Genomic DNA, 13,347 nt, shown 5'->3' with positions numbered 1-13,347 from the left:
GTCAAAAGCAGGGGCTTTTTGTTTACATATTTAGCATAATTAGTCTAAATCTGAATTTCTTACTTCTTTTGTTATTTCTAATTAATCTAAATAGATTAATAACCCGCTAGTAAAAACACAACCAACCAAATATTACCGCATCCGCTAAGCGGAGGATGCAAACGGCCTTTTTTATGATCACAAACCATACACCCCCAGGTACAGGCGAACAGCCTGGTATCCAGCTGTGCACGAAAGGCAACAGCTGCCCGTTTAAAAAGAGAAACCGGCTTCCTGATTCTCCAGAATTGTATCTGGAGATTGAAAGGTTTATGCTGGATTCTGATTTTTCGGTATTGAAGCGATTCCTTTTTAAGGCGCTGGTTATGCAGGTGGAACACCCGGAGCTTGCCGATCTTCTGCAGGTAAAGCAGATCGGGGAGATATCCATGCTGTACGACCTGCTCTGCACCATGAACGAATCAAAAGCCAAGATGGCCTCATGAAAAAAGAAACCCCAGCCTATTCGGTTGGGGTTTCTTTTTTTTCATCGAAAAGCTTTTCCATGTTTTTCATCTCAATCCTTTGCCGGGATTGGCTTACGTGCACATAGTGCATGGTGGTGGTAATGATACTATGCCCCATCAATTTTTGAAGCACTTCAAGACTACCTCCTAGTTCTAAGTAAAGGGTTCCAAATGTTTCTCTACTAACGTGAAAATGCATATTGATATTAAGCCCTAATTTAGTAGCAGCTTCTTTTAAATACCTGCTATGAAGCACGTAACTGTAAAGTTTAAAAATATATTCTCCATTGCCACCTTCAGCTAATGCATCTTCGATTAAACTCATTGCCATTTCAGTAAGAGGAATCTCAATACGCCTATCATATTCAATCGTTTTTTGCGGCATGAAATACAAGGAGGGTGTTGAACCAAAGTTTATCCATGACTTTTTCACTCTTTTTACATCTGCCGTTCTAAGGCCTGAACAACAACTAAATAAAAAACCTCTTATGATGTTTTTTCTGGAGGATCTTGGCTCCAGAGATTGGTAGTATTTATATAATTGCGGCAGGTTTTCCTGATCCAGTGATTTAAAACTGCTGTTTCCTCTGGTTAAAGGGTAATTTGAGTACGGGTTTACAATATTGATATTGTCTTTTGTTATGGCGAGATTTAAATATGCTTTTATAACAGAATGCCTGGAATAGATTGAAGACTTTGCGGGGCCTTTAACCTTATTTTTGCAGTTCTTTTTTAATGATGATTCAAAATCTTTAGGGAATTTTGAGTTTATATCTCTGAATGGAATACAAGCTTTAAATTTTTTTAAAGCAAGGAGCACCTGTTCATGGTTGTCTTTAGTCTTTTTAACAATTTCTTTTCTCTTATACCTGTATATAATTTTCTTTTCCATGTAAGCAACAAAATCCTGCTTGCTTAACTCTGAATTATATTCATCTTTAAATATTTCGTTTGTTAGTATTTCGTTGTTCAATCTATACAGCTTAAATATTTCATTAGCCTTCGAGACTGCATCCCTAAGAATTATATTATAATCGTTAGCGTCCGTATCTGCTTTATTTCTCTCTAAACACAATTCTTTTTCGCTAAATTTTTCTGGTGGCCAGTACAGGTTGAGGTTGATTTTATCAGGCTTTGAATTAATGATTACCTGCAGATAAAGCAAAGCCGTGCCGTCTCTTCTAATGCTATCTTTTCTGATCTTAATTTTAGCAGAATATCTATTCATAAATTCTTCGGGAAATTTTCGGGAAATGAGTTTGCGAAAACAGCCAAAACAGAAAGTAATCATACACGCTGTAAAAGGGCTTTTTCCTTATTTAAAAGCTAATATAACAGTTTTAACATATGTTTAACTTTTCTTTAACTCATCTTAACTACTTCCGATAGCTCTTCATATATACTTTTACTGAAAAAGAAAAGTATATATGAAGAGCTTTATTTCAATTCTGTCGGCTTTTATACTGGCTCTGGTGCATACAGGTGCTATGGCACAGGACCAGGGAGCCATTACCTACGAATCCAGAATTAATCTGTACCGGAATATTCCGAAAGATCAGGAGGCCATGAAAGATATGTTGCCTGAATATCGGACTTCACGTCAGATCCTCACATTCAACGAGAAGGAGTCGCTCTACAAGCCTTTGGTAGACGAAGAAGACGACATGGCTATGGACGCAACAGGTGGTGGCACCCGCATGGTGCTCCGGACGCCCCAGAACGAGACCTATATGAGTACCGCCTCTTCCAGAAAGACCAGTCTTCGGAAGTTTATGGGCAAGAACTACATCATCAGCGATTCCATAACAATACAGCCCTGGAGGTTCAGCGACGAAACGAAAATCATACAAGGCTATACCTGCAAAAAAGCCTCTTATACCGATGAGAAGCGCCAGCAGGAAATAGTGGCCTGGTATACCGAACAGTTACGCCCCTTCCTGGGACCAGAGGCGTATGCCTCGCTGCCAGGTACAGTACTGGAGGTAGATGTGAACAATAGCCAAGTAATAACCAGAGCCACCAAAGTTGATCTGCGAAACCTGAAAAAGAATGAGTTGTATGAGCCGGTGAAAGGACAGCAGGTGACCGAGAAAGAATACCAGGAGCTTGTGCAGGAGCAGATGAAAAAGATGGGTGATGGCAACGGCAGAATTATCATCAGGAATTAAAGAAGGAGGCATTCGAGATGAAAAATATTCTACTTTTTTCGTTCCTGCTTTTAAGTCAGCTTGCTTTTGCGCAGAAGTATGTTGTAAAAGGGCGCGTGTCCGATAACACAGAGGAGGCCCTGCCTGCTGCAACGGTGCTGCTACTACAGGCTAAAGACTCCTCGCTGGTAAGTTTCAGTACAACTAATGCAGAAGGTGCTTTCGAGATAAAAAGCATCAACCAGGGCAATTACCTGTTAAAAATTACCTTTCTGGGCTTTAATCCATATTTTAAAAAGCTAGAGCTACCCACCACCACTGTTGTACTAGATTTGGGCAGTATAAAACTTCAGGCCCTTTCTAAAGAGCTGCAGGAGGTACAGGTGCAGGCAGACAAAAGTCCGGTTGTCATCAAAAAAGATACTATAGAATTTAATGCGGGTTCCTTTAAAACCAGGCCCAATGCAGCAGTAGAAGAGATGCTGAAGAAAATGCCCGGGGTTGAGATTGATGCCGATGGTGCTATTACAGTGCAGGGACAAAAGGTGCAGCGGGTAACAGTAGACGGCAAAGAGTTTTTTGGAAAGGACCCTAAAGTGGCAACCAAAAACCTGCCAGCCGATGCTATTGATAAAGTACAGGTGTTTGATAAAAAATCGGATCAGGCGACGTTTTCAGGTATAGACGACGGGCAGCGGGAAAAAACCATTAACCTGCAATTGAAAGAAGAAAAACGTAACAGTGCCTTTGGCAATGTGATGGCCGGGGCCGGTACAGATGAGCGTTATCAGGTAAAAGCCAGCGTTAACCGCTTCAAGAAGGGACAGCAACTGTCTTTTTTAGGAATGGCCAATAATATAAACAGCCTGGGCTTTGGCTTTGATGAATACATGAACTTTAACGGCGGTCCTCAGGCAGGTGGCGGAGGACTAAGCATTATCAGGCGGGGGAACAGCACTACAACAGAGTCTGGCATTCCATTGAACGTGGGTGGCCGCATGAACGGGCTAATGGGCACACAGGCAGGAGGTGTTAACATAAACCATCAGTTTAATAAAAAGACTGAAGCTAACGGCAGTTACTTCTTCAATAACCTAAGCCAGCACATCAACTGGGATGCTGAACGCGAAAATTTCGGGCAGGCAGGTAATTTCCTGTCGACGGAGAACGCGAGGCAGCACAGCTCCAACCTGAACCACAGGGGAAGCTTTACTTTAGATCATAAAATTGATACTGTTAATTCGGTAAAGATTACAGGCAGCCTGAGTTATAATGAAACAGGGCAGGAGCAGGTAAGCACCAACAGGACTTTTTCTCCGGAAGGCACGGTGGCCAGCAATAGCAAAACGGATGCCTACGACGAGAGCAACAGCTTTAACTTAAACACAAACCTGCTGTACCGGCACCGTTTTCAGAAAGCCGGTCGCTTTTTTTCTGCCAATGCACTGGCCACAGCCTATCAGCAGCGGTCCGACGGGTTCTTTAACGAAGAAACACAGCTGGAAAACAGGCCTGCCCGCATCCGAAACCAGGTGAACGACCAGAATAGCCTGAACCAGACATACCACCTCACTCTTTCTCATACAGAACCTTTAGGCAATAGAAGATACCTGGAAGGGAACTACAGCTACAGAGTAAACCTGAACCAATCTGACCGGAGTGTGTACGACATCGTGGAAAACGACCGAAACCTGAACAATAGCCTTAGTAACAGCTACAACAGTAATTACCAGTACCACAGAGCCGGAGTTAATTTTAAAATGAACCGCCAGAAGTACAACCTGACGGTCGGTTCGGCTATGCAGCAAAGTAACCTGAATGGGGAGGTGATGCTGATGAGTGAAGACAAGAGCAGGGTAATTGACAGGTCGTTTACGAACGTTCTGCCTACAGCTCAGTTCAACTACGATTTTGCCAACAACCGCAGGCTGAACTTTGGCTACGAAACAATGGTACAGGAGCCAACATTAAGGCAGTTACAGCCGGTGCCGGACATAAGTAATCCTTTGAGCATTTATATCGGCAATCCGGAGCTGGAGCCGGCTTATATGCACCAAGTCAGGTTAAGCTTTAACAGTTTTGATGCGCACACCTTAAAGAGCTTCTTTGGGAACATAAACGTAATGCATACGACCAACGCTATCATAAATGCCCAGACACTAAACCCGGAAACCTACGAAAGAACCACACAGCCTGTAAACGAAGGGAATACAACCATGATCAGTGCCTTCTTAAACTATAGTTTCCCGATTAAGAAGTATAATAGCCGGTTCAACTTCGGAGCCAATGTGCGCGACCAGTACATGGTAAATGTACTAAATGAAGTGGCAAGCGATGTAAACGTGAAAAGTGCAACCGGTAATATGCGCTATACTTACCGCTTTAAAGAAAGCCTGGAGCTAAGCCTGAGAGCCGACCTGACAGCGCAGCGCACCAGGTATGAAGAGGTAATGGATGGCAGAAGCAATCAGTTTTTCTTTAACAAGACCTTAGCCGGAGAAGCAAACTATACGTTCCTGGAGTCTTTTAATTTTAATGCAACCTTCGATTACCTGTTGTACAACAATCCCGGCACAAATTTTAACCAGGCTATCCCGTTGCTGAATATGTCTTTTTCGAAGCAGTTCCTGAAAAATAATACAGGCGAACTCAAATTATCTGCTGTAAACATGCTTGATAGAAATGTAGGCGTTACCCAAACAGCGAATGCTATGTATGTGGAACGGGAGACCCTGAACTCACTTGGGCAGTATTATATGCTGAGCTTTACCTATACTATCAACAAGCATCTTAACCCAACGGCCGGAAAAGGAGGCGCTGTTCAGATTATCCGGTAATAAGTTCTCAGGCCCAGGTATAATAGCAGGAGCCTTTGTAAGGCTATAGGTGCTTTGGAAGCAGAAAGGTTGCCAGGCTGAGAGGGCTGGCAACCTTTTTTGTGTTGCAGGGTGTGGTAAAGAATAAAGTCGGTTTATCTATAGCAGTTTACTACTTTTGCAATATGTTCGATTTTCGGTTAAAGGTCTTTTATACGGTAGCCCAAAAGCTCAGCTTTACAAAAGCCGCGCAGGCTCTGTTTGTGACACAACCAGCCGTTACCAAACATATTCGTGAACTGGAGCAGCAACTGGGTGTTGCCTTGTTTAAGCGGAATGGGAACAGTATTGCTTTAACTGCTGCAGGCCAGTTGCTCCTGCAACATGCCCAGAAAATACAGGAAGCCTACACAGCCCTGGAAAACGACCTGGCACAGTTTAGCAGCAATGCCGGAGGCAGCCTTAGAGTAGGGGCAAGCACTACACTGGCGCAGTATGTATTACCTAGCATACTTGCCTTGTTTAAAACATCTCAACCCACAGTTAATTTTAGCTTTGTTACAGGTAATAGCAACCAGGTAGAGCAACTCCTGATGCAGGGGCAGTTGGATATGGGCATTGTAGAAGGGAATTCACATCATCCGCAGGTTACCTACGAGCCTTTTGCCAGAGATGAAATTGTGCTGGTAACAAAGGCAGGGAACCAACTTTCGCGTTATGCTGAAATAAAGCTGGAGCAACTGCTGACAGTGCCTCTGGTAATGCGGGAACATGGTTCTGGTACGCGCGATGTAGTGGTGAGATCTTTAGCCGGAGCAGGTATACATGCCAAAGATTTAAAGGCAGAAATCTTCCTGGATAGTTCTGAAAGTATAAAACAGTACCTGCTGCATTCGCAATGCGCTGCTTTCCTTTCCATGCATTCTGTAAGTAAAGAGCTGAAGCAACGCGAATTAACCGTAATTGATGTAAAAGGATTGGATATTTCCCGTACGTTCCAGTTTATTTCGCTCCATGGGCAAAACGCACCTTTGGTAGATCTGTTTAAAAGATTCTGCCTGCGACACTATAACCTGGGGTAAGCCCAGATATTAGGCTGGTAAAGCAGCACGAGAGCTTTGTGTATGCCGCTCTACCAGAAAAGTTATTATGTATAAGTATGGCTGTGTAAGCGTGTATTGCTGCTGAAGCAAGGGGTTAAACAGCTTGCTTCGCCCCCTGGTGCTCTTTTGCTTTCTCTTCATTCTTAAGCAGGCGGGCATCCAGGATAAATGGTCCGAAAGGAATGAGCGAAGCCAGAACGCCGGCCGCTACTTTTAAAACCGACCACCGATGCACCAGCGTTACTTGTAGCAGTGCCATGATGTATAGTATAAAGAGCACGCCATGTGCCCAGCCTACATATTTTACAGCCTCCGGTATGCCAGCCAGGTACTTGAGTGGCATGGCTACAAAAAACAGAACCAGAGCAGAAATACCTTCATAAATGCCAATGGTGCGGAAGCGGGAGATAGGAGTCTTCATATCAGATGAAATTTTATGCAATATATCAGCACCCTAACAGAACAACAATAGAAATCGTGCCTCTTGCCTTTAGATTTAACAAAAAGCCCTGCAACAGTTGCGTTAAAGCTGTTACAGGGCTTTTTAGTAATTGGATATGAAATTAAACTTATCCCGCTCCAACTTTTGCAGATAAACGCCGGAAACGCTTTTGTACCTGCTGGTGAGTACGAGCTACAAGGCCTACTGCCTTTGTGTGTTCGGATAAGCGAAACTTTATAGGGCTTCTTCTTATTTTACAGCCTCAGTAGCTTTAGAAGAATTTACCGGTGTATTGAAAATCTCGTTTTGAATACCCATAGAGTGTACGTGGATAGCATCGAAGATAGCTCTGATAAGTGTTTCCTCCAGGCCTGTTTCCTGCGCCGCCTTTAGCCTTTTTTCCACCATCTGGTTCCAGCGGTCTGCCTGAAAAATATCCAGTCCGTTGGCTTTTTTATACTCGCCGATTCTTCTGGAAACATCAGAACGAAGGAACAATGTATTGATGAGTTCCTGGTCCAGCTTGTCGATCAGCATGCGCAGGTCCTGTAGCTGTTCAGCACTTGCCACATGTTCCGCATCCAGGTCGAGTGAGTTTAGAAGGGCGTCAAGGCCTGCCGGAGTTACTTGCTGCGACGCATCGCTTAGGGCTACAGCCGGGTTAATGTGCGTTTCAATCATCAGGCCATCCACACCCAGGTGAAGCGCCTGCTGGCTTACGGCCTGCAACAGATCGCGGCGTCCTGCAATATGGCTTGGATCTGTGAAAATAGGAACACCAGGTGCCAGTTCGCGGATCTGCTGGATAGACTCCCATTTCGGGTGGTTACGGTAAGGCTTGTTGTTAGGAGTTGAGAAACCTCTGTGGATTAAACCTAAATCTGTAATGCCTGCCAGGTTTAAACGCTCCAGGGCCCCTAACCAAAGCTGCAGGTCTGGGTTAACCGGGTTTTTTACCAGTACCGGAATATTTACGCCTTTTAAAGCATCGGCTACTTCCTGCACCGAGAAAGGGTTAACAGTTGTGCGGGCCCCAACCCATAGAATGTCTACGCCATATTCCAAGGCTTCTTCTACGTGTTTGGTGTTGGCAACTTCTACGGCCGTTGGTAAACCTGTTTCATGCTTTACAGTTCTCAGCCATTCAAGACCAACTCTTCCTACGCCTTCGAACATACCAGGGCGTGTACGCGGTTTCCAGATACCAGCTCTGAAGATGTGTACTCTTCGGCTGTCTTTTTGCAGCTCACGTGCTGTCTGGAGCATTTGCTCTTCGCTCTCGGCACTGCAAGGGCCTGCAATTACTGTTGGCAATGTACCTCCTTTCAATAAGCTTGATTTGGCGGCTAACTGAAGTGTTGAATTATTTGAGCTCATGGCTAACTGTAGATATAATGTGTTGATTGATTCGTTTAATGGATTCTTCGAGCTGAGGTATAGTGACACAAAGCGATACTCTTAGAAATCGTTCCCCTTGACTACCAAATACTTTGCCCGGTGTAAGAAAAACAGAAGCTTCGTAAAGCAGTTCGTCCAAGTAGGCTTCTACATCGGAAACATGGTCGGGTACCCTGGCCCATACAAACATGCCCACGGCATCTTTCTGATACTTGCATTCCAGCATATCCAGTAATCGGTATACCAGTTCTCTACGCCCGGCGTACTCGTTGTTGCGCTGCAGGTGCCACTCATCGTTGTTGTGCAGGGCCTCTATAGCGGCATGCTGAGTGGCTTGTAACATGCCAGAGTCTATGTTGCTTTTAACAGCCAGTATGGCATCGAGGTAGTCTTGCCGGCCAAGCACCATGCCTACCCGCCAGCCAGCCATATTATGCGATTTGCTGAGGGAGTTTAGCTCCAGGCAACAATCCATGGCATCGGGTATGCTGAGTAAGCTTTGTGGGGCAGTATTGGGCAATACCAGGCTGTACGGGTTATCGTTGATAAGAAGAAACCTGTGCTTTCGGGCCAGTTCTGCCAGCCACAGCAATGTTTCGGCTGTTGCCTGGGCGCCTGTTGGCATGTGCGGGTAATTGATCCACATCAGCTTTACGCCCTGGCGTGCCAGTTCCTCCAGCTCTGTTTTATCCGGAAGCCAGTTGTTTTCTTCACTTAAATTATAGTAAACTGGCTCTGCGCCGGCTAGCCTGGCAGTTGTGGCATAAGCAGGGTATCCAGGATTTGGTACCAGTACCTTATCTCCCGGATTCAGGAAAGCCATAGAGATGTGGAAGACACCTTCTTTAGATCCCATAAGCGGTAATACCTCGGTAGCAGGATTTAACTGCACCTGAAAGGTAGCCTCATACCATGTTGCCATGGCTTCTCTCAGGGCAGGTAACGAGCGGTAAGGCTGGTAGCCATGGCCGGAAGGCTGCGAGGCAGAGCTTTTCATAGCGGCTATGGTAGCCTCAGAAGGCGGCATATCCGGACTGCCAATACCTAAGTTAATCACATTTTTGCCCTGGGCATTCAGCGCACTTACTTCAGCCAGCTTTCTGGCGAAGTAGTACTCCTGTACATGGTTCAGGCGCTCTGCTTTAGGTATGATCATATGTTTGTTAGTTTAAGCTATTATCGATTAAGGCCAGACTTACTTTATTTTCCAGTTCCAAAGGATTTTCAGCTGTATGGTAAAGGCCTAAAATCTGCAGGTCCAGCACCAGCGGGCGAAGTTCTTCGATGGCAACAAGAAGCTTGTTCAGGTCCGGGTGCTCCAGGTCGATGGCCACGTTATGGTTCGTGTTAAGCGGAGGTGCAGGGATAGACTGTATTTGTGAAATGTGCATATCGAGCAGGTAGAGCTTATTAATTACAGCTCCCAGCGAACTGCCTACATGTGGTACCTGCAAAATAAGCGATGCTTTGTCGGCAGGTTTGGCTTTTGATTTCTGTGGCTCCCTGGAAAGCACCAGAAAGCGGGTATAGTTATCTTTTCTGTCGGCGATATTTGGCTCCAGTATTTCCATGTCATACAGGATGGCTGCCTGCTTGCTGGCAATGGCGGCTGCACCAGCCAGATTCTTTTCTTTGATAGCCCGTACACTGTCTGCCGTATCGCTTGATTCCTGGGGCAACATATGCGCATGATGCTTTAAGAAGTTGCCACACTGCAGCAAAGCTACCGGATGCGACGAAACCGTATGGATATCCTGTAGCTTTGTGCCTGGCAAGGCAATCAGGTTTTGATCGATGGAAAGCCAGCGTTCGCCAATAATGCTGAAGTTATGGTGCTGCAACAAGCTATAGTTTGTCAGGATACTGCCAGCCAAGGCATTTACAATGGCCATCACGGCATAATCCACCGTGCCATCCTGCAGGGCGTCGCACAGTTCCACAAACGAATCGCAAGGCAGAATATCCACCACATCCTGTGAGAAATACTGTCTTGCTGCAGTATCGTGAAAAGAGGCAGGCCCTCCCTGAATTGCAATTTTAATGTGTTTAGCCATAATAGTAGCCGTATAAAAGAAAAGCCCCGCTTTAGGCGGGGCTTCTGAAGTTTCGGTTTATGTTTTTACAACGCAATAGCCGTTCCTCTGGAGCCCCTGTGGGTACCAAAAAAGTAAAAGCTAAAGTAAAAAGCGTTGTTCTGAATCATGTCTGTCCTGTTTTGATGGCATAAACTTAGTGAGTTGTTTTTATTCTGCCAAATAAAATCTTTACTTTTTTTGAAAATTATGTTTTAAAGCCTCTGTGGCTATCAAAATCATAATTCAAATCCGATCCTGGAGAACAAAGAACCTGTCTCCGTTCAGATGATCATCAGTAAATTTTAAACAGGCAGTAAACATGATAAGTTCAGCTATATAGCAGAAATAACAGGTCAGGCTTTATAGAGATACGTTTTAGCGTAATGTTTCCGTACTTCCTGGAAAACAGTTTGCACAAACTCTTTGTCAACGCCGGCACTATCTGCTTTTGAAAGCAGGCTTTCCAGTACCTGGTCCCAATGAACAGCAGCCTGTGGCGCTTCTGTTGCCGGAGCCTTTTGCAGCTTTTCCAGCTTAGAAGTTACCTTCGAGCGACGCGATAACAGGTCCAGCAGCTCATCGTCGAGGTGTTCAATCTGCTTGCGTAGTTCCTCCAGGTGCACTTTCTTCCGGGCACCATCCACATCAATGCCTTCTATCCGAAGTGTCTGCAGAAGCATATCCAGTTCCTGTGGCATCAGTTGGTGCTGCGGGTCGCTTAAGGCCTTGGCCGGATTGTAGTGCGATTCAACAACCAGTCCATCGTAGCCTAAGTCCAGGGCGCGCTGGCTCACGGGGCGCAACAAGCTGCGTCGGCCAGCAATATGGCTTGGGTCGCAATACATAGGTATTTCGGGCAACACCTTTTTAAACTCCAGCACCTGATCCCATTTCGGGTGGTTGCGGTAAGGGGCATTGTCGAGGGTGGCAAAACCACGGTGTATAGCTCCTATATTGCGGATGCCGCTATGGTGGAACCTTTCTACAGCACCGATCCAGAGCTGCAATTGCAGGTGAACAGGGTTCTTTACCATAACCGGAATATCCACTCCCCGTAATGATTCCGCGATTTCCTGTACTAAAAAAGCATTTACCGTTGTATGGGCACCTATAATAAGGATGTCTACTTCATGTTTTAATGCCTCGGCCACATGAGAGGAGTTTGCCACTTCGCATGACGTAAGCAGGCCGGTTTCCTGCTTTACCGTTTTGAGCCACTCCAAACCAATAGTGCCTACACCCTGAAAGCTTCCCAGGCGGGTGCGGGGTTTCCAGATGCCGGCTCTGAAAACAGTAACACCCTGCAGCTTCTTCAGGCCAATAGCAGTTTTAAGCATTTGCTCTTCACTTTCTGCGCTACATGGGCCAGCTATAATGGTTGGCCCTGCCGTTTTAGCAAGCACATTGCTGTTCTTGTAAAGCATTTCAGGAGATGTGTTGGTAATCATCGGAACAAAATTTACTTATTCTATATAGTTATTAGGAAATAAAAAAGGCCACGCTTTGGGAGCGAGGCCTTTTCAGTTTATCTTTTCATTTTTTAATCAACGCAAAGCATCACCTAAAGGCCTCGGAGAGGCTGCAATAGATTTCAGATTAAATGCTTGTGTATAGACTAAATTCATATTCCCTGTTAAAATTTAAGTAAATATAGGCAGTAATAGTGCCAATAGCAAATTATTTTAATATTAATTTAAAATGAAGTCTTCATACCCTTGTTTTAACAGGGGGTGTAAAAGCATTTTTCGCTTTTTTAGCAGGAGGTGCTATAGAATTTCAGGGGGTGGTGGTAATTTGTTGTCTTTCTTGGGGAAGATAAGTGATAGTATAACCGAGGCAGCCAGTATAAAAGCAACAACCAGTAAAGCGTAGCGCATATCTATTTCTACCAGATCTGATAATAAAAGCTTAACACCTATAAAAGCCAGAATAAGAGAAAGGCCGTAGTTCAGGTAGTGGAACATCTGCATAATGCCTGCCAGTGCAAAGTATAGCGCCCGAAGGCCTAAGAGGGCAAACACATTTGATGTATAGACTATAAAAGGATCTTTTGAAATAGCCAGGATAGCAGGAATAGAGTCTGCTGCAAAAACCACATCGGTACTTTCTACCATAAGCAGCACTATAAACAAAGGCGTGGCATACAAGGCATGGTTATGGCGTACAAAGAATTTGCCTCCGTAGCTGGTTTTGGTTACGCGTATATAGCGGCTTATAAAATTAACCAACGGGTTGTTCTCCGGGTGTACTTCCTGATCCTGGGAAAAGGCCATTTTAACGCCTGTATACACCAGAAAAGCACCCAGTATATAGATGATGAAATGAAACTTAGCTATTAACGCTACACCAATCAGGATAAAGGCCGCTCTTAATACCAGAGCGCCTATAACGCCCCAGAAAAGGACTTTATGCTGGAATTTAAGTGGTACCGAGAAATAGTTGAATATCAGGATAAAGACAAAAAGGTTGTCAACGCTCAGCGACTTCTCAATCAGGTAAGCTGTCAGGAACTCCATGGCAGGCCCGGAGCCTTTCCAGTAGTAGATAATGGCATTGAATACCAGTGAAAGCAAAATCCAGAAGCCGCTCCACAGCAAGGCTTCCCTAATTTTAATTTCATGATCTTTGCGGTTGAACACAAACAAGTCGAGAGCCAGCAGCAAAAGCACAAAGCCATTAAACAAGATCCAGAAAATGATGTTATCCATAGAACAATCCAAAAAAGGTAATCGCTATCTTTCAGCCATAGCTACGGCTGTAAAGAACCGACAAATATAATCTTTTGTGAAACCTGTTCTTTAAAAGAGTGAATTAATATTTCCGGGTTATGAAACTATTTTCAGATCTGGAGGCAAAGTTT

Annotated in this window: 11 protein-coding genes; 4 read left to right on the top strand and 7 right to left on the bottom strand. The window is 44.7% G+C overall.

What is annotated here, in order from left to right:
* The first annotated feature begins 173 nt into the window (after positions 1–173).
* Positions 174–485: a hypothetical protein gene (locus C1N53_RS12220; protein ID WP_137759580.1), complete on the top strand. Its 312-nt coding sequence runs from the start codon at positions 174–176 to the stop codon at positions 483–485.
* A 16-nt stretch (positions 486–501) separates the two neighbouring features.
* Here the strand turns inward: C1N53_RS12220 and C1N53_RS12215 are convergent, their stop codons facing one another.
* Positions 502–1,734, bottom strand: coding sequence for a site-specific integrase (locus tag C1N53_RS12215; RefSeq protein WP_168194020.1), 1,233 nt, complete (start codon positions 1,732–1,734; stop codon positions 502–504).
* A gap of 199 nt (positions 1,735–1,933) precedes the next feature.
* Here C1N53_RS12215 and C1N53_RS12210 point away from each other — a divergent pair, with 199 nt between their 5' ends.
* The 3 genes from C1N53_RS12210 (at position 1,934) to C1N53_RS12200 (ending at position 6,551) form a co-directional block, all read left to right on the top strand.
* Positions 1,934–2,674, top strand: a complete 741-nt coding sequence (locus C1N53_RS12210) for a GLPGLI family protein (RefSeq protein WP_137759578.1) — start codon at positions 1,934–1,936, stop codon at positions 2,672–2,674.
* A gap of 17 nt (positions 2,675–2,691) precedes the next feature.
* Positions 2,692–5,490, top strand: coding sequence for an outer membrane beta-barrel protein (locus C1N53_RS12205; RefSeq protein ID WP_137759577.1), 2,799 nt, complete (start codon positions 2,692–2,694; stop codon positions 5,488–5,490).
* A gap of 164 nt (positions 5,491–5,654) precedes the next feature.
* Positions 5,655–6,551 (top strand): LysR family transcriptional regulator, encoded by an 897-nt coding sequence (locus C1N53_RS12200; RefSeq protein ID WP_137759576.1) that lies wholly within the window; start codon positions 5,655–5,657, stop codon positions 6,549–6,551.
* Positions 6,552–6,666: 115 nt separating this feature from the next.
* Here C1N53_RS12200 and C1N53_RS12195 read toward each other — a convergent pair whose 3' ends face one another.
* The 6 genes from C1N53_RS12195 to C1N53_RS12170 form a co-directional block, all read right to left on the bottom strand.
* Entirely contained in the window at positions 6,667–6,993 is a 327-nt protein-coding gene (locus C1N53_RS12195) for a DUF3817 domain-containing protein (protein WP_137759575.1), read from the bottom strand.
* A gap of 270 nt (positions 6,994–7,263) precedes the next feature.
* Entirely contained in the window at positions 7,264–8,391 is a 1,128-nt protein-coding gene (locus C1N53_RS12190) for a chorismate mutase (RefSeq protein WP_137759574.1), read from the bottom strand.
* Entirely contained in the window at positions 8,378–9,568 is a 1,191-nt protein-coding gene (locus C1N53_RS12185) for a pyridoxal phosphate-dependent aminotransferase (RefSeq protein ID WP_137759573.1), read from the bottom strand. The genes C1N53_RS12190 and C1N53_RS12185 overlap by 14 nt, the downstream gene beginning before the upstream one ends.
* Before the next feature lie 7 nt (positions 9,569–9,575).
* Entirely contained in the window at positions 9,576–10,466 is an 891-nt protein-coding gene (locus C1N53_RS12180; RefSeq protein ID WP_137759572.1) for a prephenate dehydratase, read from the bottom strand.
* A gap of 374 nt (positions 10,467–10,840) precedes the next feature.
* Complete coding sequence (locus C1N53_RS12175; RefSeq protein ID WP_240773209.1) at positions 10,841–11,935, bottom strand: chorismate mutase; 1,095 nt, start codon at positions 11,933–11,935, stop codon at positions 10,841–10,843.
* Positions 11,936–12,253: 318 nt separating this feature from the next.
* Entirely contained in the window at positions 12,254–13,195 is a 942-nt protein-coding gene (locus C1N53_RS12170; protein ID WP_137759571.1) for a TerC family protein, read from the bottom strand.
* Positions 13,196–13,347: the final 152 nt, after the last annotated feature.

Source organism: Pontibacter sp. SGAir0037, from assembly GCF_005491705.1.
Classification (GTDB): domain Bacteria; phylum Bacteroidota; class Bacteroidia; order Cytophagales; family Hymenobacteraceae; genus Pontibacter.
Note: the sequence above shows the minus strand (reverse complement) of the source record. Positions and strands in the feature narration are given on the sequence as shown.